The organism is Euzebya tangerina (assembly GCF_003074135.1).
Classification (GTDB): domain Bacteria; phylum Actinomycetota; class Nitriliruptoria; order Euzebyales; family Euzebyaceae; genus Euzebya; species Euzebya tangerina.
The window spans coordinates 160,031-182,159 of the sequence record NZ_PPDK01000001.1 but is presented as its reverse complement, the minus strand read 5'-3'; the positions used below and the strand labels follow the sequence as shown (position 1 = coordinate 182,159).

Sequence of the window (22,129 nt, the reverse complement as noted above, 5' to 3'; positions counted from 1 at the left end):
ACGACCACTACGGCTAGTGACCCGGCGAACACTACGGCATCAGATTGCGTGCGTCAATGAAGGACGTATGTGCCGTTCGATGAGTCGGTTGCATCGGTGACCCGGGCACCGGCAGTGAGGGGCCGCCGGGCCATACTGGAACCCACTGCATGACCAACTCGAGCGCGCCGGACACGGCACGACCTGAGGATGCGGCGACCCCGGCCGGATCTCGTCTGCCGCTGATCCCAGGTCCGTGGGAGACAGCGGTCCTGGTGTGGAAGCGGCTGCGGCGGATGTCGACCGCCCTCGTCCTGCTCTTCATCCTGGCCACGGCGACCCTGGTGGCGACCTTCATCCCGCAGGAACCGGTCATCGCCAGCACCGTGTCCGCCTGGCGCGAGGGGACGGAGGGTCCTGGGGCTGGCGTCGCCCGGGTGCTCGACGCCCTCAGCCTGTTCGACGTCTTCGGGTCGTGGTGGTTCGCCGTCCTGACCGTGGCGTTGCTGGTCAGCCTGACGGCCTGCCTCATCCCGCGCTGGCGCGTGTTCTTCCGCAACGTCAGGATGCCGGCGAACGCCGGGGCCAACCTCCGACGGCTCAGCCACTCCATCGAGTTGACGCGGCCCGCAGGTGCCAGCGAGGACGAGGTCCTGGACGCGGTCCAGCCCGTCTTCCGCACCTACCGAAGTCGGCGGGTCATCTCGCCGGACGGAAGGGCCAGGCTGGCGGTCGAACGCGGCCACTGGCGCGAGGGCGGCTCACTGGTGTTCCACACCAGCTTCTACCTGCTCCTCATCGGCGTGGCCCTGGGATCGGCGTTCTCCTTCACCGGCCAGATCGACATCGCCGAGGGTGAGCGCTTCGCCGACACCCCGCTCGGCTACCAGGCGCGCTCGGCCGGGACCTTCTGGGACGAGTCGGATCACCGTGGCGCCATCACCACCATCGATGACTTCGAGGTCACCTACCTCGACGGGGACAACCGCTTCGTGGCTGACGAGTTCGTCTCGACCGTCACGTTCGAGGGTGCCGACGGGACCACCCGGACGGAGGAGATCCGGGTCAACCACCCGGTGCACTTCGACGGGCTGACGTACTACCAGCGGGCCTTCGGGTTCGCGCCGCAGGTGACCGTGCGCAGCGGGCTGGACGGCAGCGACCTGTTCCAGAGCAACATGATCCTCAGAGACGACGGCGGGTTCTGGACCGGGCGGGCCAAGATCACGCAGGGCTCCGACGATCCGGCGCGACCCCTGCCGCAGATCGGCATGGAGGTCGTGTTCATCCCCGACGCCTCCATCACCGACGAGGGGTTCCGCTTCAACAGTCCCGAGCCCAACAACCCGCGCATGGCCGTGACGATCTACTCCGCCGACGACCTCGGCCTCGACCGCACCGTCCCGGTCTCGCAGCTGGAGTGGCCGGAGTCGGCCATCCTCGGCAGCGCCATGATCACGCCGGGCGAGTCGGCCGGCATCGGCGACCTCGGCGAACTGGGCTCGCTCTTCGAGGTCGAGTTCGGCGGCGGCGAGATCACGATGTGGACCGGCCTGCAGGTCTCACACCAGCCCTTCCGCTGGTTGATCCTGACGGCGGCGTCACTGCTGCTGATGGGGCTGATCCCATCGATGTACGCCTACCGCCGCCGCGTCTGGGTCCAGGTCGAGGACAACCACGTCCTCGTGGCCGGCGTCGCCCTGCACCGCAAGGACCGCTTCTCGGAGGAGTTCGAGGACCTGGTCTCGCGGGTCCGTGGAGCCCTCCCAGCCGCGACTGGCCCGCCACCGTCAGCACCGGCAGAATTGGGCGTCCGCGACCCCGTCCCGGCGTCCACCAGTTCAGCCCCCCACCCGCCATCATCCGACCGGAGCGACCTGTGACCGATACCGCACTGGCCCAGACGTCAAACCTGCTGTTCACCGTCGCGCTGTTCACCTACCTGGGGGCGATGATCTCGCTGTTCTTCGGGTTGGCCTTCACCAAGGTGCAGGCGGACGGCGTGGAGGCGTCGACCGTTGCCGGGTCGCGGGCGCGCACGCTCGGCATGGTCCTGCTGACCGGCGGGTTCGCCATCCACCTGATCTCGTGGCTGTCACGCGGCATCGCCACCGGGCGGTTCCCGCTGGGGAACATGTATGAGTACGGCTCGGGCATGGCGCTGCTGGCCGTCGGGACCGGGCTGTTCCTGATCCGACGGAAGTACCCGAACCTGCTCGCCTTCGTCACCGTCGGCGCCATCCTGATGATGGTCACCTCGCTCCTGCTGTTCGCCGAGGCCGGGCCGCTGCTGCCGGCCCTCGAGTCCTACTGGCTGCAGATCCACGTCAGCGCCATGATGTTCTCCTCGTCGGTGTTCATCGTGGCGTTCACGTTCACGGTCCTGTACCTGGTCAAGGACCGGGCCGAGCGCAAGGTGTCGATGACCGACACGTTCGGTGGGTCGACGGTTGGTGCCGCGCACCTGGCGCCGCCGGATGCGCGGGCCGAGGAGATCGTCGGCCGGGTCGCCGAGGGTGAGGAGCGCGAGGTCGAGGAGGCATCCGCGACCGCCCAGCGCGACGTCGTCAACCCGCTGCTGTTCCCCGTCGTCCCGTTCGTGGTGGTGCTGGTGTTCGTCCTGGCCGTGTGGCGGGCGTTCTTCCCCGCCATGTTGGCGGCATCGGCCTTCGCGCTCATCGGCGCTGGGATCTGGTACGCCATCCCGCACCTCCCGCCGGCGGCCAAGTTGGACAACCTGGCCTACCGGACCACCGCATTCGCCTTCCCGCTCATCACCTTCGGGATCATGTGCGGGGCCATCTGGGCCGAGGAGGCTTGGGGGCGCTACTGGGGCTGGGACCCCAAGGAGACCGGGTCGTTCGTCACCTGGACGCTCTACGCGGCGTATCTGCACGCCCGCTCGACCCGGGGCTGGCGGGGCCCGAAGGCGGCGTGGGTCGGAGTGATCGGGTTCGGGGCCCTGATGATCACCTACTACGCCGTCAACCTGTTCGTGGTGGGTCTGCACTCCTACGCCGGCGTCTGAGTCGCCGCAGGCGGTCAGGCCACGGTGAGGTCGACCTTCTCGTTGTAGAACGCCACCAGGCCGGCGATCGGCTGCAGGTGGCGGGTCGGGAAGTTGTAGGACCAGACCACGTCGTCGTACTGCCCCTCCGGGGTCACCACCGACCAGTACTCCGATGTCAATCCCTTGTATGGGCACCGGGTCTGCGTGTCCGTGGCGACCAGGTGCTCCCAGTTCACAGCAGTGCGGTCCAGGTACCAGCGGGTCGGCAGGCCCGTCTCGAAGACGGCGACCGGTGAGGTGGACTCGGCCAGCAGGACCCCGTCCTTCTCGACGCGGACGCGCCGACGGGAGCGGAGGGCGTCCACCCGGACGTACGGGCTTCGCGGATGGCCGAACACCTCCTCGTCCTCCTCGAACCACCGATCCAGGGCTGACCATTCGAAGCGATAGGTGTGGTCCAGGCCAGTGACCGTCGCCTGCTCGAGGAACCGTGCGGCACGGTCAACCCGCTGATCCCCGAGCACGAGCGAGCGGATCGTGACCGGTCCAAGATCGCTCTGCTGCACCTCGCCGGTGTCCACCAGCAGTTCCGCGTCGACGTCGGCGGAGGGGATGTAGAACTGCGGATAGTAGGGGTGCTCCCAGACGTAGGTGGCGCGGGTCGTGTCGAGCACCACTCGGTCCTGCCAGGTCGCACGGATCCGCCGGGGGACCGGGGCGATGTGGCCGACCTCCACGGGAGACGTGGGGTAGTAGCCGGGGGCGGCTGACGCGCCCGTGGGACGACTGTCCTGATTGCTCACCATGCAGGCTGCAATGGCGGCGGTTCCGCCGTTATTCCACCACCCCGGCGCCCGCTCCTCAGCTCGACCGATCGATCAGGTTGGTCTGTGCCCACAGAGCAGCCTGCGTCCGATCCTCCACTCCGAGGCGCTTGAAGGCATTGGTGAGGTGGGTCTTGACCGTTCGCTCCGCGATGCCGAGTCGCCGGGCGATCTGCTTGTTCGCCAGACCCTCGTGGACCAGGCGAATGACCTGTTCCTCTCGCTGGCTCAGCGGGTTCTGGGTCTCCGCCAGGGGTGTCGAGGACGGCCCGCGGCTGTCGAGGAGAACGCGTGCCGCCTTGGGATCCAGGACCGCGTCACCGCCGGCCACGCTGCGGATGGCAGCCGCGATCTCGTCGGGCTCGGCGTGCTTGAAGAGGTACCCATCAGCCCCGGCGTCGATCGCTGCAGCGATCTGTGAACGTTCGCCGAGGCTGGTGAGGACCACCACGCGGAGCGTCGGATGGTCCCGCTTCAGCTGCGCGGTGGCGGCGACACCATCGAGGACCGGCATCGCCAGGTCCATGAGTGCCACGTCTGGTTTCCGTCCCGAGTCGGCCAGCCGCGCGACCATGTCGACCGCCTCCTGCCCGTCGGCTGCGGTGCCGACCAGCTCGATGTCGGCCCAGCCATCGACCAGCCGTTCGAGACCGGTCCGGACCACCGCGTGGTCATCGACGATGATGAGGCGCACGTGATCGTCCGTGGACTCCGCCTGGGGGCCAGGCACGCCCGACGAATCGGTCGGGGTACTCATGACGGGATCGTCACGGCGACGCGTGTCCCCTCTCCGTGCCCGCTGCTGATGGTCAGCCGTCCGCCCAACTCGGCGGCGCTGTCGCGCAGGATTCGGAGCCCGAAGTGCCGGGGATCGGCGACGGCTGGTGCACCGTCGTCCTCCACCAGGCTGGCGACGTCGAAGCCCAGGCCGTCGTCATCGATGGCCATGACCACGCCTCCGTCTGCGTCGCGTGTCAGCACCACCCGAACGGCCGACGCCTTGGCATGCGCGGCGGTGTTCCGCAAGGCCTCCTGCGCGATGCGGTACAGCAACGCCGACTGCGCAGCGGGGAGGTCGAGCTCGTCGGGCGCCTCCAACTCGACGGCCATGCCCCGCTCGCCGTGACGGGCGATGAGATCACGGAGGGCCGGTCCCAGGCCGTCCGCCTCCAGATCGGGTGGGTAGATGTCGACCAGCAGGGACCGGAGCTGTTGGACGCACCCGCGGATGCGGGTCGCCGCTGCAGCCACCTCGGACATGTCATCGGACGCGGCCAGTCCGCTGAGCTCATAGGAGATGCCGGTGAGGTCTTGGACCACCCCGTCGTGCAGATCGCCGGAGATCCGACGTCGCTCCACGGCTGAGGCCGTCAAGGCTCGTTCCAGTAGCGTCTGGCTTCGGATCGCCTGGTCACGGATGCGGCGGGCCATCGACCAGGCGATGGGGACCTGGACCAGTTGCAGCACCACCAGCGCGCCGATGGCCAACGGGGCGAACGCGATCCACGCCTCACGCCCGGCGGCCTGCACGCGATCCAGCTGGAAGTAGGCCTCGTAGAGGACCGGGGTCTCATCGGCGAGGAGCGGGACGTAGACCTCGAGCAGCGCATCGCCCGCTCGCTCGAACCGGTTCTCCGGTTCCGACAGGTCGCTGATCTCGCTCACGATCGCACCTTGTTGCAGCGCCTGCGCTCGCGAGCTGTCTGCCTCGAACGACTGCCCGATCAACCGACTCTCATCGGAGTAGAGGATCTCGTCGTCGGCCGACCAGAGCTTCACCCGAACGAGAGATCCCGAGATGACGGAGTCGCGCACGACAGCATTCAGATCGTCGAGTGCCGCAGGATCGCCCGCGAGGACGGCGGCGTCGAGCTGTGGCTGGACGATCCCGACGCCGGTCAGGCGTGCGATGGCACGCGCCTCTCCCAGCGCCTGCTCCTCGCCGAGACTGCGACTTATCTGTCCGGTGGCGAGGACGATCACGGTGAGTGCCAGCAGACCGGTGAACAGAAACCGCCAGACGAAGGCGGCAACTGACGGTATGGGTGCCACGCCTTCCACGACCTCATCATGCCGAACCCACGCACACGGGATGGGGGTACTACGACGAAGGTCTGATCGACGGCGGCCGATACAGAGCACACCATGCAACGCATGCAGCCGTCCGAGCCGCACGACGACCGTCCAACGGTGGTCCTGCACGACCCACGACGTCGTCCGCTCGTCGGCGTCGGTTCATCCACGGCCACTGGCCTCACAGCACAAGGACTGCTGCGCGGGCTGCTCCTGGTCGGCGTCATGTTGGCGCTGGGGATGGCCGCCGGGCGGATCATCGGACTGGTGGTCGTCGGCGACGTGACCGCTCCCGGGGAGGGCTTGTGGCTCGAGCAGGAGCCGATGATCTTGGCTGGGACGGAACGGCCGACGCCGACCTCGTCAATCCCCTCGTCTCCTCCGTCGCCGACGGCCACAGAGGCGACCGTTGCGCCGACCGAGCAGCCCAACGGTTCGGAAGAACCCTCGGAGCGGGACGGTCGTGGGGCCGAGCCTGCTCCCTCCACCCCGCCCGTCACTGAAGCCCCGGCCAGTACAACCGCATCGGCGCCACCGACGGGCCACGCGGCTGCCGGGCCGCCCGACCGACCGGCCAGGCCGTCAGCCCGCCCCGCTGCCAGTGACGATGACGACGAGGCCGATGAGGCTGACGATCGCGGCGACGAGGACAGCCGCCCCGGTGACCGCCCGGCGCCCGATGAGGGGCCGCCCCGCGACCCTCCCATTCGCCCTGCGGTCGACGACGATCGGGACGAGGACCGCGAAGAGGCCCGCGAAGAGGCCCGCGAGGAGGCCCGCGAGGAGGCGGAAGAGACCGGCGAGGACGCTGAGCAGTCCCGGGACGAGCCGGCTGAGCGTCCCGACGGACCGGACCGGCCCGCTGAGGGCCACTCGAGCGCCCCCGGCTCCGCCGATGAGCGCGAACCGCCGGACGAACGGGATGAGCCGGACGAGCGTGATGAGCCGGACGAACCCGACGACATCGAAGAACGGGACGAGCCGGACGACGGCTGACCTGCACCAGACCAGCATCGCCATCTCACACGAAAGGAACACGCATGCTGCAATCCCTCAAATCGACCGGGCTGATCCTGGTCCTGCTCATCGGGCTCGTCATCGGGCTCTCATCGGTCGCCACCGCGCAAGGTGACTCCGGAGGTGAGGACGAACGGCCCGACGAGGGCCGAACCGAGGACCCAGGCGAGCACGACGACGATGACGACGATGGTGACGACGACGATCACGAGGAGGGAGACGATGGCGACGACGATCGCGACGACGATGATCACGACGACGATGATCGTCCAGGCCACCCCAACGTGACGGCTGCGCGCGTGTTCGGTCCCGACCGGATCTCCACCTCCGTTGCGATCAGCAGGTACGAGTTCCCCCGCGGTTCCCGTGAGGTCTACCTGGCCCAGGCCAGGAACTTCGTCGACGCGGTCGCAGCTGGCTCGCTCCGCCGAGGTCCCGTCCTGCTGGTCCCCAACTGCGGCGATCTGCCGCCGGTCGTGGCCCGCGAGGTCAACCGATTGCGGCCGCACAAGGTGGTCGCCCTGGGTGGTCCGGACGCGATCTGTGATGCCATCGTCCGTCAGGCGGTGGCCGCCGCAAGCGTTCGCCCGCCGTATGTCGACACGGGCAACGACACGGATCCCGGCGATGAGGACGATCGCGTCGTCGAGGAGCAGTACGTCGACTTGGCCGTCGGCGAGACCGGGACGTTCGAGGCCAACATCGCCGGAACGGTGACCATCAGCCGAACGGCAGACGGTCTGGTCCTGGTCGACGCCGTGCCGAACGACGGCTGGCAGATCCGACCGGACGACGACGAGGATGACGAGGACGAGGTCGAAGTCAGCTTCACCGACGGCACCACCCGCGTCGACTTCGAGGCAGAGATCGAGGATGGCTCGGTCGAGATAGAGGTGCGGGTCCGCTCCGACTGAGCCTCGGCACCACACGTCCTGAGACGGGTCGGTTCGCAGGTGCGGACCGACCCGTCACTCTTTCCGCTCAGGCCTCCACCGACTCCTCGGTCACATCGACCACGGTGACGTCCGCCGCTGGCGGTGCCTCGGCGACGACCGGGCGCTGCGGCTCCCGGTTCAACAGCAGCTGGGTCACGTCGGGCCGGCTGTAGTGGCCGATCGGATCAGCCGCGGACTTGGCGATGGCCTGCAGCGCCGGATCACAGTCGGCGTAGAGGATCCCCTCCTCGTCCTCCGCCAGCGGCTCGGCCAACATCGTCCCCTCCGGACCGTAGATCCGTGCGAAGCCACCGCCACGCCCGAGCAAGGCCTTCTTGGTCTCGGTGTCGCAGAACAGCTCCTGCCCAGCGTCCAGCACCACGGCGCAGGGAGCGACCACGAAGCACTGGCCCTCGACGGCGTACATCAGGCTGGCGGCGTTGTTCACCTCTGGCCCGAGTGCCTGAGCAGCACCCCGGTACAGCGAGAACGAGGGCCACGCCGCGCAGTGGATGTCCTCACCCATGCTGTACATGGCGTACTTCGAGAGCGGCTGCAGATGCTCCCAGCAGCACAGTGCACCCACCTTGCCGTACTCCATGTCGACGACGTCGAGGTCCGAGCCGTCCCCCTCGCCGAACACGGACCGCTCCACGTGAGTCGGCTTCAACTTGCGGCGCGCCTTGATCATCGCGCCCGAGGGGTCGAACACAGCCTGCCCCATGTAGACACTGCCGCCGTCGCGCTCGCTGTGGCCCAGGACGACGGTGATCTCGCCTGATCGCGCGGCGTCGGCGACCTTGGCCATCTGGGGCCCGTCGATGGTGGGGGAGTTGGCCAGGTACGTCGGCACGTGGGCCATGCCGGCTGCAGGGCTGTCGAGCCAGATGTGCCATGGGTAGCCGGGGATGAAGGTCTCGGGGAAGGCGATCAGCTCGGCGCCGTTGCGGGCGGCTTCCCCGATGAGTGAGACGACCTTGTCGGTCGTGGCGTCCATGTCGAACCAAATGGGCTCGGCCTGCACGGCGGCGACGTTGACGGTTCTGGACAGCATGGATCCTCCACTGGTGCGATTGGGCGCAGTCGCAGCCGGGGCGATCAGGTCAGGCCCGCTGGGAGCTGCTCAGTGGGCGAACGGTAACAAGGTCATCAACGACCCACCAGGGCTCGCACCCTCGGCCGTCCCACCCTCACCCCTGATGGAGGGACCCTCGGCACACACTCACTCGTCGAGGTCGGCGTCCTCCGCCGCGTCCGGCTCGTCCTCCAGCAGGTGCGCCGGAATGGCCGGCATCCCGCTGGCCAGCGATGTCCGGTCCACAGCCTGCACGCCGCAGTCGGGGCAGTTGTCCTGCCAGGCGTGCACCTCGCGGCGGCACGCGGGGCAGGCCCGCATCTCGAGGTCCATCGTCAGCCCAGAGCCGCCGCCGGGCTGCTGCTCGTCGCCCTTCTTCCGGTCACCGGTCACGAATCCCATGTCAAGAGGGGAGTCTATGCGACACGGTCATAGAGGGCCGCCGGCGTGGTGACCGACGTGCCGGTCCGTGCGATGACGTCGACCTCCCCAGGCCGGTCGCCCATCTCCCGCCTCACCCGCTCGCGCCACACACCGCCGTCCACGCCGGCAGCCCAGTGGCAGCTGGCTGCCTTGAGCACGTGGGGACCGTCGACCGCGATGACGTCGACGACGTCCTCGCCCGGTCCGCCCCACCACTCGCCACACGTCACGCCGATGTCGGCGGCCATCCAGTCGGACACGACGCCCCGCAGGGCGGCCGCCTGCGATGCGGCGATCCGGTCGGCGGCCCGTCGTAGGACGGCCTGGCCCCTGCCGAGCTCGAAGCTGTCGCGGTGGGGGAGGACCACACCCAGCCAGAGCCGGAGGAAGGGATCGCGCACCTGATAGCGGACCCGCTTGGTCCGCCGGGGGTCCTCGCCCGCCGGGGTCAGACGATCGAGCAACCCCAACCGTTCCAGGGACGAGAGGGCCTCGCTCGTCGTCGCCGGGGCCGTCCCGGCACGATCGCGGATCTCGGTGAAGCTGACCGCCCCCAGCGCCACCAACTCGAGTACCCGTGCGGCCGCGGAGCCGGGGGTCAGCTCCTGGAGCACCACGGTCCCCTCATCGCCGAGCGGCGCTCCGGGGCCGTCGAGCAGGTGGGTGAGATTGGTTGCGGCGTCGTGCCGTCCGTCCCACAGGGAGAGGTAGCGGGGCATCCCGCCGACGGTCACGAAGGCCTCCAGCCACACCTCCGGGTCAGTGGAGTCCACCAGCAGAGGCGCGTGCCGCCACGTGAAGGGCTGCAGGCGAAGGTGCATGTCCGGGCGTCCGAACAACGGGGCATCCGAGGCCACCAACTCCTCCATCATGCCGACGTGGCTGCCGGCCAGGACAACCGACAACTGGCTGTCGCCACGGTGGTCCCACCGGGCCTGCAGCGTCGACGGCAACGACGGGTCGGACTCGCAGAGGTAGGGGAACTCGTCGAGCACCAGCAACAGCGGCTGCTCGGCAGCCCGGGCGATCAGGTACCCCAGTGCCGCATCCCACGACTCGAGGTGTCCCAGGTCCAGCAGATCGCCGGGAGCTGGCGGGGCGATCTGCCGGATCCGCTCCTCGAGTCGACGCATGGCTTCGGCAACCGGTGCTCGGGTCCCCGGCAGGAAGATCGCCCGCCGCCGCTCCGCGAAGTGGTCGAGCAAGGCTGTCTTGCCCACACGGCGCCGTCCACTGACGACCGCCATGCCGGGTGAGCAGGCTCGCTCCAGTGCGATCAGCTCTTGTTCACGGTTGACGAACTTCGGCATGATCGAAGTTTGGCACAACCGATCAAGCCTACGATGGAGGTGCGACAGCCCACCGTGGCCAGGGTCATCCGATGTCGATCGGGCCTGGTCAGCTGGTCGGCGTTGCCCCGAAGCTGCGGTACTCCCGGCCACGGTCGTCGGCCAGAGCCCGGCCGGCCCTGACCTGGAACGGGCTGATGCCCCCCGGGTCCCAGGGGCCGACGCTGCCGGCGCGCACGGCCTCTTCAGCCTTGGGACGAACGCCGAAGTGGTCACGCAACTGCTCGGGAGTCTGCTCGGCCAGGTCGAACCAGTCCACTGCCAGGAAGTCGACGCTGCCATCGGTCAGGGCTCCTCGCCGCAGTGAGTCAGCCAACCGCCAGGGCACGCCGCAGGCTGACAGGTGTCCTGCATCGGCTTCGAAGATCCCCGCCGCGTGATCCAGCTGGCCGGTCTCGAACAGGTTGATCACCATGGCCAGCAGCGCGAATGCCTCCGGGTCGTCCGACGCGCGGGAGATGAAGCCGAAGACCTCGAGCTCCGACTCCACCGTGGTCCCGAAGTCGGCCAGCACGTGGACCCAGTCGTGCTGGGCCAGCAGTGGCGGTGCCGACCCCTCCTCGCCGGGGAACGCAAAGCCTCGTGCCACATAGAAGTTGTGAACCTTCCGGCCGATCGAGTCAGGGGCCAGTTCGGACAGGCTCTGCCAGCGGGCGGCGAGGTCGGCATCGATGACGGAGCCGCTCCAGGTGTCCTCGAGCCCACCCGTCGTGTGTGCGGCCGTCACCGCATCATCCGCGATGGAAGACAGGTACCTGTTCCGGTCGAAGTCGATGGCAGCTAGCCGCCTCGAGCCCTCAGCCACCTCGCGCGCGATCCGGATGCACTCGTGGTCGGCGTTCAGTTCCACCGCAAACGTCTCGACCTGCTCTGCGACGGCCGGGTCCGGTGGGGTGAGGATCATGTTGCCGAGCTCCATGATCTGGACGAGTCGTGTTCGGAAGGCCTGGTCACGTCGTCGCAGGCCCTCCGCGAAGGCGTCGGGTGCCAGTGGTTCGAGTGTGGTGGTGTCGACCTCCACACCGGTCATCGACTTCGTGATGGCCTCGATGACGACGGTCTGGAGGTCCGTCAGACCGGTGTGGGGCCGGCAGGCCGAGACGAGGCCGCGGGCGATGAACTGAACCTCGTCGCGTGAGGGTGGTCCGAGCAACGTCTCGGATGCGGTGGGCAGTGGCGTGGGCATAGGCCAGTCGTACCCACACCGGCGTCGTTCTCCTCAGCAGCGCGCCGTGCGGCCCTCCAGCAACTCCGTGAGTGCGGTGTCCCGGCTCTGGTCCAGGATCGCCGAGGCGCGCAGCACGGTGGTGTCGTCCACTCGGCGCGCGGCCCAGACAGCCAGTCGGGCCACCAGCGCGGGAGGCTCGCCCGATCGGGGGTGAAGGCGCTCAGCCCGGTCGGGCTCCGCCGCCGCAGTCAGCACCGCGACCGCCTCACGAAGGCCGGGGCTGGCGACGCGCTGGCCATCGGTGAGGGCGTGGATCCGTCCGATCAGGGTGAATGCCGCGGGGCTGAGTGTTCCGGGAGTGCGGCGTGTCCTGGCGCCGGTGGTGGCGGTTGAGGTGTGCATGATCGTGGTCCTCTCTCCTGAGGTGGTCACCGTCTTCGGTGCTGTGTCCACAGAGTCGGGCTTGACCGTGTGCTCGGTGAGTGGCAGGATTGACACATATCGCAATATTGCTGCCAGAAGGATCTGTTGTGCCCGAGCCCCTCGTCGCCGCCGTCGCCCTGACGGGTGCCAACCCGTTCGAGTTGTCCATCGCATCGGAGTTCTTCGGGATCCGTCGTGGTGAAGTGCTCCGCCACCTCGGGACCGACGACTGGTACGACTATCGGATCGCCGGTGCCCAGGCGGGTCAGGCGATCGAGACGTTGGGCGGGGCCAAGATCGTGGTCGAGCACGGACCGGAGACGATCGCCTCGGCGGACGTCGTCGTGGTGCCGATGTGTCCGAAGGGCGCCGAACGAGAGACGCGCGCAAGCGGAATGATCGATCCCGAGCCGGTGCCACCAGCGATCATCGACGCGATCCGGACGGCGTCGGACCGCGGTGCCACGCTGATGAGCTACTGCTCCGGTTCGTTCGCCTTCGCTCAGGCGGGACTGCTGGACCGGCGTCCGGCCACCACGCACTGGCGCTACGCCGAGACGTTCCGGCGGCAGTTCCCTGCGGTTCAGTTCGTCGAGGACGTGCTGTACGTGGACGACGGCGACATCCTCACATCGGCCGGGTCGGCCTCCGGCATCGACCTCACGCTGCACTGGATGCGCAAGCAGCACGGCGCGGAAGCGGCCGACATGATCGCCCGACGGTTGGTCGTGCCCCCGCACCGCGAGGGTGGGCAGGCCCAGTACGTGCGCGTCCCGGAGCCTGAGGTGATGGACACCTCGTTTGCGGAACTCTTGGAGTGGGCGCTCGAGCACCTGGACCAGGATCTCCCGGTCGAGGTGCTGGCCGGTCGGGCGGCGATGAGCCCGCGCAGCTTCGCCCGGCACTTCAAGGCCGCGACCGGGACGACGCCGCACCAGTGGCTGACCGACCGTCGTGTGGACCAGGCCCGGCGGCTGCTGGAGACAACCGACCTGCCGATCGACCGGGTTGCCTCGGCGTCCGGTCTCGGGTCCTCCGCCAACCTGCGGACGCGGCTGCGCGAGTGCGTCGGCGTGACGCCGACGGCCTACCGCCGCCGGTTCGCTCGAAGCCAGTCGGCCGCCTGATCAGTGCTGCGAGGCGGCGGCGGGATGACCGCGGAGTGAGCGCCACGACAGCCAGGTGAGCCCTGCCGTGAACGGGGACCAGATCGCTCGCTCCACGTGACTGCGCGAGGCGAGGTTCATGGCCGCGCCGATCCCCGAGAGTCCGGCCAGCACCTTCAGCAAGGTCACCTGGCGGAGGGAGGTGTCGCTGGACGGCCGGGCGATGGCAGCCGCTGCAGCTCCCCAGGCCACGGCGGCCACGGCTGAGCTCCGTCGCAGCGTCGGCGGGAGGACACCAGGATTCGCGCCGCCCCACGCCGCGACTCCCCAAGGAGCCCCTGCCGCCAGCGCCAACTGGAATGCGGCCACGACACCAAGTCCGACCGCCAGCGCATCCTGCTCGGGCGCCCTGCCGCTCTGCCTCACGGGTGCGTCCCGGCGCAGATCCGGACCAGGGCGTCCACGGCCCCGGTCACGTCGATGTCCTCCCGCTCACCCGAGCGACGGTCCTTCACCTCGACCGTGCCCGAGGGCGTGTCCCCGTCCAGGTCCGCACCGCGACCGACCACGACGATGGTCGGGACGCCGATCAGTTCGGCGTCGTTGAACTTCACACCCACGGAGACGTTGGTCCGGTCGTCCAGCATGACCTCCAGGCCGGCGGCCTCCAGTTGCTCGGCCAGGTGCTCGGCCACGACCGGCTGCGGGCCGTTCTTCTTCCCGGCCACGATCAGGTGCACGTCGGCCGGCGCGACGTTGCGGGGCCAGATCAGCCCGTCGTCATCGTGGTTGGTCTCCGCCAGCACCGCGACGGCGCGGGAGACCCCGATGCCGTAGGAGCCCATCGTCACGATCCGGCTCTTGCCGTTCTCGTCCAGCACCGTCAGGTCGAACGCCTCGGCGTACTTCGTGCCGAGTTGGAAGATGTGACCGATCTCGACGCCTCGAGCCGTCTCCAGGGCGCCACCACACCGAGGGCAGGGGTCACCGTCGAAGACCTGCGCCGCGTGGATGATCCCATCGGGGGTGAAGTCCCGACCGGCGACCAGGTTGGCCACGTGCCGGCCCGGCTTGTCGGCCCCGGTGATCCACGAGGTGCCGTCGGCGACACGCGGGTCGACCAGGTACCGGATCCCCGAGGCGTTCTCCTCGCCCAGGGCGCCCGGTCCGATGTACCCCTTCGACAGGGCTGTGTTGGCCGCGAAGTCCTCGTCGGTGAAGGGCACGGGGATGGCAGGGGCGAGCTGCGCCTCGACCCGCACCAGGTCGACATCCCGGTCACCGGGCACACCGATGGCCAGCGGCTCCGTCGTGCCGTCGGGGTGCTGGAGGGTCAGCACGACGTTCTTCAGCGTGTCGGCCGCCGTCCACTCCCGGTCAGGGTGCCGCAGGTTGTCGCGCTCGTTGAACAGGGCGACCAGGGTGTCGATCGTCGGCGTGTCGGGGGTGTCCGCCTCCTGCGCCTCGGGCAGCCCCTCGATGGGAAGGGCTGGGGGTGGCTGGACCTCGACGGCTTCGACGTTGGCGGAGTAGTCGCAGTTGGAGCAGCGGACGAAGGTGTCTTCGCCCACCGCGACCGGAGCCAGGAACTCCTCCGACGAGGAGCCGCCCATGGCCCCCGACATGGCCGACACGATCGTGTAGGGGATCCCGAGCCGGTCGAACGTGGCGATGTAGGCGGACCGGTGGGCGTCGTAGGAGGCCTGCAGACCTGCCTGATCGATGTCGAAGGAGTAGGAGTCCTTCATCACGAACTCGCGACCTCGGAGCAGGCCGGCTCGTGGCCTCGCCTCGTCTCGGTACTTCGTCTGGATCTGGTAGATCGACAGCGGCAGGTCCTTGTAGGAGCTGTACAGATCCTTCACGGCCAGCGTGAACATCTCCTCGTGGGTCGGGGCGAGGAGCATGTCGTTCTCACGGCGATCCTTCAAGCGGAACAGCAGCGGTCCGTACTCGGTCCACCGGCCCGAGGTCTCGTAGGGCTCCCGGGGGAGGAGCGCCGGGAAGTGGACCTCCTGGAACCCGGCAGCGTCCATCTCCGCTCGAATGATCCCCTCGACCTTGCGGTACACGATCCAGCCGAGCGGCAGCCAGGTGAAGGCGCCCGGCCCGGCGCGGCGGATGTAGCCGGCACGGATGAGCAGCTTGTGGGACGGAACCTCGGCGTCGGCGGGGTCTTCGCGCAGGGTGCGCAGGAAGAGGGAGGACAGTCTGAGCATGGGGGGACGGTAGCGCCTGGCGAGACGGCCGACGCCGCCCCGCCGTACTGGACCGATGTACTGGGTTCGGAAACCCTGGTGGCGGTCGTGGTTAGAACTCCGTCAGATTCGGTCACAAACCACGACATGGAGAACCTCTTCACCTACTCGCCGGGGCAGCACGCTGCCGTTGCGCTGCTGTTCAGTGGCGCGTTCGCGGCGGCGCTGGCCGGACTCGGCTGGTTCCTGATGAACCTGCCCAAGATCTCTCCTCGCTGGCGTCCGATCACCTATCTCTCAATCCTGGTCATGCTGGTCGCCGGGTGGCACTTCCTGCAGCTCAGCAACTCGTGGCGAGGGGCGTTCGTCTTCGAGGGCACCATCGGTGACGGCGGCATGTGGGTACCTGGCGACCGGACCTTCGAGAACGGCTTCCGGTACATCTCCTGGCTGATCACCATCCCACTCCTTCTGGTGCAGCTGACCTATCTGTTCGAGCTCTCCCGGGAACGGCTCTACCGCCTGCGCCTGTCGCTCGTCGTGATGGGTGTCGCGATGATCGTGACGGGCTACATCGGACAGCTGTACGAGGTCACCAGCACCAGCGCGCTGCTGGTGTGGGGTGCCGTCTCGACGGTCCCGTTCGTCGTCCTCGTCCTGCTGCTGATGCGTCATCTCGGCCCCACGCTGCAGGCGCTGCCGGCCAAGGCCGCGACGACGCTTCGCAACATCACGTACCTGTTCGCCGCGACCTGGGGCGCGTACCCCGTGGCCTACCTGATGGCCCTGGGTGATGGTCCGGAGTGGGTGGTCGGACGGCAGCTCCTCTTCACCTTCGCCGATGTCGGCTCGAAGGTCGTGTACGGCGTGCTCCTCGCCTCGATCGCGCGGCGACTGTCTGCCCGCGACGGCTGGCCAGCAGCGGCCGACGACCCCTGGCTGGAGGGTCCGGTCGCTGACGGCTGACCGAGGACCTACCCCCGGGTCGCCCGAGCCATCCCTTCGCTCAGCGCCTGGATGATGGCCGGGCGCAGCCGATGCGGCGGGATGATGGCGTCGACCGAGCCCATGTCCCTGGCCCGCTCCACCGTGTGGACGGCGTCGAACTCGGCGGCCTTCTCGCCGAGCTTCTCAGCCCGGACCACGGGTCGGAGTTCGCTCAGCTCGACTTCGAGGTCACTGCGCTCCGCCCCCGACGCCGCGGCGATCCGCTCGCGCAGGTCGGTGATGCGCGGGTCGGCATCGGTCCGCTGGTCCACCTCACGGGTGAACACCACGGCCGCGGCCGGTGCACCACCGAGCACCGAGGCGAACGTCCCCTCGACCGCCAGCGCGATCGTGTTGTCGTTGAGGACCTTGCTGAACACCACGAAGGCACCGCCGTGGTAGCGCCCCACCAGGCAGAACACGATCGGGCCGTCGAAGTTGGTCATGGCCCGACCGATCTCGGCACCGAACTCGAGCTGCCACTTCCGCAGCGACTCGGGGCTGCCGTCGAAGCCGGAGAGGTTGGCCAACACGATCAGCGGCCGGTTGCCGCTGGCGGCGTTGATGCCCCTCGCGATCTTCTTGGATGACATCGGGAACAGCGTCCCCGACGTCCAGGTGCTGGGCCCGTCCGCCGGCAGGACACCGGTGCGGGGCAGCGAACGGGATGAGATCCCGACCATGGTGACCGCCTGCCCGTCCACGCGGGTCTCGAACACCACCCCCGTCTCGGCGTCGCGCATGTCGAGCCACCGCTCCATCGGCTCGACGTCGGTGTCGCTGACGGCCCGCATGATCGAGCGGATGTCGAACGGCTTCTTCCGTCCCGGGTTGGTCTCCGGGCTGAAGATCTCCCCCACCGTGGCGAACTCCTGCCCGTCGTGGGGCGAGCTGCCGACGTCGCGCTCTGGGTCGTCCGAGGTCGGCCGCTGCCGTGGGAACCGCTCACCGGGTACGACGAAGGTCAGCTCGTTGTGCCGCCGCATCAGCTCGAGCGCGGCGTCGAGGTCCGGCGCCCAGTACTGCGCCTCGCCGTTCGGGCCCATGATGCGGTCGTAGCCGCCGATGCCGAAGTTGTCCTCGGCCGAGACCCCCCCGGAGTAGTCCAGCGACTGCTTCCCCGTCAGCACCATGGCGCTGTCCGGCGTCATGATCAGGATGCCCTTGGTGTGCATCAGCATGGTGGCTTCGGCGTTCCAGTAGGGCTGGGCGCCGACGTTGATCCCGGTCACGACGATGTTGATGATTCCGCCGTCCTGGGTGAACTCGATGATCCGGCGGAGGGCACGGGAGACCCAGTCCATGTTCTCCGTCCCGGTGTCCATGGCGATCCGGGCACCGGCCGAGACGGCGTACCACTCGACCGGCACGCCGAGCGAGGCGGCCAGGTCGAGCGCGGCGATCACGGTCCGGCTCTCCGCCTCGGCGATCGATGCCAGTCCCTTGGTCGGATCCCCCATCAGCAGCACCCGGGTGATGCCGTCCGGGTGCCGGTCGGTCGGCGTGGTCAGGACCCCGGACACGAAGCCGGCCTGGTTGGTGCCGGGCGGCCGATCAACGACGTCGAAGGAGCCGTCCGCCCCGACGGCGTACTCGGTGAAGGTACCGCCCCCGCGGGTCAGCTTCTCCACGAGTTCGTAGGGATAGATCGACCCGCGCTGGCGGGACAGGATCACGTTCTGTCGGTAGGGGTCGAGCCCCGGGACCGAAGAGGTGGTGGGCTGCTCGATCGAGAACTCACGGCCACGCTCCGCGTCGAAGCCGAACTTGACGACGACGTCGTGGGTCGCCTCCTCCTCGCTGGCTCCGCCCTCGATGGCCGCACGATCGATGATGGTGCCGATCGCCTCGACGCCCTCCAACCCAAGCCCGGCTGTGGGCGTGGTCAGCCGTTCCCCGATGGTGTCGAGGGCGCTGACCGGCAGGTCGAACGGCGGCCAGACGTAGAGGGTGATCCGGTTCGTGGCCATCCGGCGCTTGGGGTCGTGTTCGGTCTGCGCGACCCGGATGGCGTCGGCGCAGGCCGAGACGACACGCTCGACCGCCGGTAGGCCGATGACGGTCCCGTCCCGGTCCAGGTTCGGCGTCAGGTCCCGGACCTCTGCCGCTGCGAAGAGCCGGCTGTCCCGCTTGTTGGCCCGGCCCACCAGCTTGAAGAGGTAGATGTCCGGTCGCGACGGCAGCCGCTCGATGTGGAAGTTCTCCACGAACCGGCCCAGCTGCAGGCGCCCCGCGATCATCGGGTGGAAGTTCCGGATGACGGTGTCCTCGACCAGCTCGACCTGGCCGTCATCGCCAGAGACGGCGCGGTAGGTGAGATGGAACACCTCACCGTCGGGGTCGGCACCGCTGATGCTGATGCGCCGCAGGTTGTCGGGGCGGTCGGCGGCGCGCGCCAACGCTTCGGCCCACGGGGCCACCTCGGCTGCCGAGGCCAGCTGACCGTCCCACCGCAGGTACAGGTCGATGGACAGCGGAGCGGAGGTTGTCACGCCGGTGCCGTGCTCGAGTGCCCGCGCCAAGGCCGCCTCGGCGTCGCTCATGTCGGTGATCGTGGCCACGACGTAGCGAAGCTGGGGTGCCATGCCCCCCGAGCCGTCCGAGACGTCGGTGTAGTAGCCGGCCGAGTGCAGGTCCTGGTTGATCTGGACGTCGTGCAGCTGCTTGACGCGGTAGAGGCGCTCGAACATCACGCCGAGCATCGGATCCCCGGTCAGGTCCCCGGGTGACTCACCCAGCAACTCGATGACGGTCTCCGGGCAGTTGACCAGCGCCCCGATGCGCTCCTCAGCGCGGGTCTCACCCAGTGCCTCCGGTGTGCCTGCCCGCAGCGCATCGAGGTGATCACCCATCTCCCACAGCACGGAGGACTGCCGGAAGGCGATGGCTGGCTGGTCGAAGGTCTCGTAGCGGACGCTGCGAGCCAGGTTCCCGAGGTCCGGGAATCGCAACTCGGTCGCGATGATGAACTCGCCCAGGACCGCCTGGATCTGCTCGGTCTCGTCGGCGTCCAGCCGCGTCGGGTCCAGCCGCAGGCCGTTCAGCACAGCCGCGAGCAACCGTTCGTGCGAGGCCGCCTCCTCCTGGGCGTTGAAGAGGCGGAAGGCGGCGCGTTCGAGGTCGACGCCCTGCTCCAGATCGCCCACCCCGTAGTGGGCGAACGCCTTGGAGAGCTTGGCCTGGAATGACTCCGGCAGACCTTCGGCCTCGACGTCGAGCGACCGCAACCAGTGGTGGAGGAACTCCTGGGCGTTGTGGTCCTCCGCCTCGCTCAGCTCGCCGGCACGACGGTTGCGGGCCAGTGAGCCGATGTCGCTGAAGACCTGCAGGATCTCCAGAGACGCCGCGATGGCCTCGTCGTCGTGGGCGAGCGCGTCGTCGCGGGCGTCGCTCAGCTGCGCCGTCAGTTCCGCAACGACACCCTCCTTGGTGTCGAACCCCATGACGGTCCAGCGGATCGCGTCCAGGCAGGCCAGCAGGCGTTCGCGCTCCGTGGGCGTGTCGTCGGCGGTGTCGGCCAGATCGGCGAAGTCGATCCGATTCGTCCCGTCAGCTTCCTCCTCACCGTCGCTGGCCGCCTCCATGATGACCAGCGGTGTGCCGGCATCCACCTGGGTGCTGGGTCCGACGGGGACCTCGACGATGGTGCCGTCGAAGGGCGCCGTGATCTGCGTCTCCATCTTCATGGCCTCGAGCACGACCAGCAGGTCGCCCTGGGCGACGGCGTCGCCCGGCTCAACGCTGGTGGCGATGACCAGCGACGGGGATGGTGAGCGGATCGTGCCGGCGTCGTCACGACTGACGCGGTGGGTGATGTGGTCGACCTCGATCAGGTGGTCGCCGCCCTGGGTGGTCGACATGATCCGGTAGGTGCGGTCGCCGATGCGTGCGCGGGACTCGAACTCGCTGACGTCCGTCATCTCGAGGGTCACCACGGCGTCGTCGACCTCGATCCGGTAGGTCGTCGGGTTGATGCGCTGGACGGCCATGCGGTACTGCTCGCCGCGCAGCGACGCGTCCACCGTCGTGACCGGCTCGTGGGTCAGCCGCGGACGTCCTCGGCCGGCGGAGGCGAAGAACTCGTTGCGCTCGTACACCGCCGCCTGCAGGTACGCCTCGGCGCCGGTCACGAGGACAGCCACGCCGGCGTGGTCGCTGACCAGGTGTCGTCCCTCGGCGGTGTAGCTGTCCAGCCAGGAGGTGTGCGCCGACCCGCTGATGACCTCCTCGAGGCCCAGGAGGTGCAGCAGGAACGACTTGTTGGTCGCCCCGCCCTCGATGGACACCACCGTCTCCTCGAGGGCATGGACCAGCCGTCCTCGGGCCTCGGCACGGTCCGAGCCCCAGGCCATGATCTTGGCGACCATGGCGTCGTACTCCGACTGGATCGAGTCACCCTCGGCTACTCCGGTGTCGACTCGGATCCCCGGTCCGGAGGGAAAGTTGAGGGCGGTGATCCGGCCGGCCGCGGGGGCGAAGCCGGCGGAGGGGTCCTCGGCGTTCAGCCGCACCTCGATGGCGTGGCCGGTGATCGGCGGGGGGTCGCCCTCCAGGGTGCGACCGGCAGCGATCTCGAGCTGCAGCTTGACGATGTCCACGCCGGTGGTCAGCTCCGTGATCGGGTGCTCGACCTGCAGGCGCGTGTTCACCTCGAGGAAGGCGAAGGTGTCAGTGGTCGTGTCGTAGAGGAACTCGACGGTCCCGACGCCCTGGTACTTCGCCGCCACGATCAGGTCGACGGCCACCTTGCCGAGCATCCGGTTGTGCTCATCGGACAGGACCGGGGAGGCCGACTCCTCGATGATCTTCTGGTTCCGACGTTGGATCGAGCAGTCACGGACCCCCAGCGCCCAGCCGCCGCCCTGGCCATCCCCGGCAGCCTGCACCTCGACGTGGCGGGCGCCCGTCACCAGGTGCTCCATGAAGACGACCGGATTCCCGAAGGCCTTGCCTGCCTCGTCGCAGGCGCGCTGATAGGCGGTGTGCAGATCCTCGGGCGAGTCCACGCGACGGATGCCCCGGCCGCCACCACCGGCCGTCGCCTTGATCAGCAACGGGTAGCCGATTGACTCGGCTTGCCCCTCCGCTTCCTCGACCGACTCGACCGGTCCGTTGCTCCACGGTGCGACCGGGACACCCACCTCCTCCGCCAGCTTCTTGGCACCGATCTTGTCGCCCAGTCGTCGCATGACGTCGCCTGAGGGGCCGATGAACGTCAGGCCGAGACGGTCACAGAGGTCGGCGAACTCAGGGTGCTCGGCGACGAACCCCCAGCCCACCCAGACCGCGTCGGCCTGTGTGTCGACCAGGGCCTGCTCAAGGACGTCGTAGTCCAGGAAGGCGGTGCCAACTGACTCGATCAGGTGGGCCTCGTCGGCCATGCGCGCATGCATCGCGGTGCGCTCGGCGTGGGTGTGCAGTGCAATGGTGGCCACCTCGTCACCGTGCTGGACGTTCCACTCGGCGACGGCGTGGATCAGGCGGACGGCGGACTCGCCACGGTTGACGATGGCGATTCGCTTGAATGGCAGGTGGGTCACGGGCTCAGTCACAAACGCGGCT

Annotated in this window: 17 protein-coding genes; 6 read left to right on the top strand and 11 right to left on the bottom strand. The window is 68.8% G+C overall.

The genetic code is table 11. The annotated features are described in order from the left end of the window. The first annotated feature begins 149 nt into the window (after positions 1-149). Both resB and ccsB read left to right on the top strand, forming a co-directional pair. Positions 150-1,862 (top strand): cytochrome c biogenesis protein ResB, encoded by a 1,713-nt coding sequence (gene resB, locus C1746_RS00845; RefSeq protein WP_116712820.1) that lies wholly within the window; start codon positions 150-152, stop codon positions 1,860-1,862. Then, complete coding sequence (gene ccsB, locus C1746_RS00840; protein ID WP_116712819.1) at positions 1,859-3,007, top strand: c-type cytochrome biogenesis protein CcsB; 1,149 nt, start codon at positions 1,859-1,861, stop codon at positions 3,005-3,007. Before resB ends, ccsB begins: the two co-directional genes overlap by 4 nt. A 14-nt stretch (positions 3,008-3,021) precedes the next feature. On the opposite strand, the gene C1746_RS00835 is transcribed toward ccsB, so the two are convergent. The 3 genes from C1746_RS00835 to C1746_RS00825 are packed head-to-tail and all read right to left on the bottom strand — an operon-like array spanning position 3,022 to position 5,865. Then, positions 3,022-3,795: a DUF427 domain-containing protein gene (locus C1746_RS00835; RefSeq protein ID WP_116712818.1), complete on the bottom strand. Its 774-nt coding sequence runs from the start codon at positions 3,793-3,795 to the stop codon at positions 3,022-3,024. Between the two features lie 55 nt (positions 3,796-3,850). Next, positions 3,851-4,570, bottom strand: coding sequence for a response regulator (locus tag C1746_RS00830; protein ID WP_116712817.1), 720 nt, complete (start codon positions 4,568-4,570; stop codon positions 3,851-3,853). Beyond that, positions 4,567-5,865, bottom strand: coding sequence for a sensor histidine kinase (locus C1746_RS00825; RefSeq protein ID WP_162867239.1), 1,299 nt, complete (start codon positions 5,863-5,865; stop codon positions 4,567-4,569). The genes C1746_RS00830 and C1746_RS00825 overlap by 4 nt, the downstream gene beginning before the upstream one ends. A gap of 93 nt (positions 5,866-5,958) precedes the next feature. Here C1746_RS00825 and C1746_RS00820 point away from each other — a divergent pair, with 93 nt between their 5' ends. Both C1746_RS00820 and C1746_RS00810 read left to right on the top strand, forming a co-directional pair. Next, a complete protein-coding gene (locus C1746_RS00820; protein WP_116712815.1) occupies positions 5,959-6,882 on the top strand; it encodes a hypothetical protein in 924 nt (307 codons plus the stop codon). Positions 6,883-6,926: 44 nt separating this feature from the next. After that, positions 6,927-7,817, top strand: coding sequence for a cell wall-binding repeat-containing protein (locus C1746_RS00810; RefSeq protein WP_162867238.1), 891 nt, complete (start codon positions 6,927-6,929; stop codon positions 7,815-7,817). Positions 7,818-7,884: 67 nt separating this feature from the next. Here C1746_RS00810 and C1746_RS00805 read toward each other — a convergent pair whose 3' ends face one another. From C1746_RS00805 to C1746_RS00790, 5 genes are all read right to left on the bottom strand, one after another. Beyond that, on the bottom strand, positions 7,885-8,892 hold the full coding sequence (locus C1746_RS00805; protein WP_116712813.1) for a carbon-nitrogen hydrolase family protein: 1,008 nt from the start codon (positions 8,890-8,892) through the stop codon (positions 7,885-7,887). Between the two features lie 168 nt (positions 8,893-9,060). Next, entirely contained in the window at positions 9,061-9,315 is a 255-nt protein-coding gene (locus C1746_RS00800) for a hypothetical protein (RefSeq protein ID WP_116712812.1), read from the bottom strand. A gap of 14 nt (positions 9,316-9,329) precedes the next feature. After that, on the bottom strand, positions 9,330-10,646 hold the full coding sequence (locus C1746_RS00795) for an AAA family ATPase (protein ID WP_162867237.1): 1,317 nt from the start codon (positions 10,644-10,646) through the stop codon (positions 9,330-9,332). Between the two features lie 88 nt (positions 10,647-10,734). Further along, on the bottom strand, positions 10,735-11,871 hold the full coding sequence (locus C1746_RS21835) for a hypothetical protein (protein WP_162867236.1): 1,137 nt from the start codon (positions 11,869-11,871) through the stop codon (positions 10,735-10,737). 33 nt (positions 11,872-11,904) lie between these two features. Beyond that, entirely contained in the window at positions 11,905-12,255 is a 351-nt protein-coding gene (locus C1746_RS00790) for a hypothetical protein (protein WP_162867235.1), read from the bottom strand. A gap of 128 nt (positions 12,256-12,383) precedes the next feature. Here C1746_RS00790 and C1746_RS00785 point away from each other — a divergent pair, with 128 nt between their 5' ends. Next, a complete protein-coding gene (locus C1746_RS00785) occupies positions 12,384-13,403 on the top strand; it encodes a helix-turn-helix domain-containing protein (RefSeq protein WP_116712809.1) in 1,020 nt (339 codons plus the stop codon). Here C1746_RS00785 and C1746_RS21830 read toward each other — a convergent pair whose 3' ends face one another. Together C1746_RS21830 and C1746_RS00775 are read right to left on the bottom strand one after the other, a co-directional pair. After that, a complete protein-coding gene (locus C1746_RS21830; protein ID WP_162867234.1) occupies positions 13,404-13,808 on the bottom strand; it encodes a hypothetical protein in 405 nt (134 codons plus the stop codon). It lies immediately after the preceding gene. Further along, positions 13,805-15,601, bottom strand: coding sequence for a proline--tRNA ligase (locus tag C1746_RS00775; protein WP_116712807.1), 1,797 nt, complete (start codon positions 15,599-15,601; stop codon positions 13,805-13,807). Before C1746_RS00775 ends, C1746_RS21830 begins: the two co-directional genes overlap by 4 nt. A gap of 126 nt (positions 15,602-15,727) precedes the next feature. Here C1746_RS00775 and C1746_RS00770 point away from each other — a divergent pair, with 126 nt between their 5' ends. Next, positions 15,728-16,546 (top strand): bacteriorhodopsin, encoded by an 819-nt coding sequence (locus tag C1746_RS00770; protein ID WP_116712806.1) that lies wholly within the window; start codon positions 15,728-15,730, stop codon positions 16,544-16,546. A gap of 8 nt (positions 16,547-16,554) precedes the next feature. On the opposite strand, the gene C1746_RS00765 is transcribed toward C1746_RS00770, so the two are convergent. Continuing rightward, on the bottom strand, positions 16,555-22,119 hold the full coding sequence (locus C1746_RS00765) for an ATP-binding protein (protein ID WP_205711625.1): 5,565 nt from the start codon (positions 22,117-22,119) through the stop codon (positions 16,555-16,557). Between the last annotated feature and the right edge of the window lie 10 nt (positions 22,120-22,129).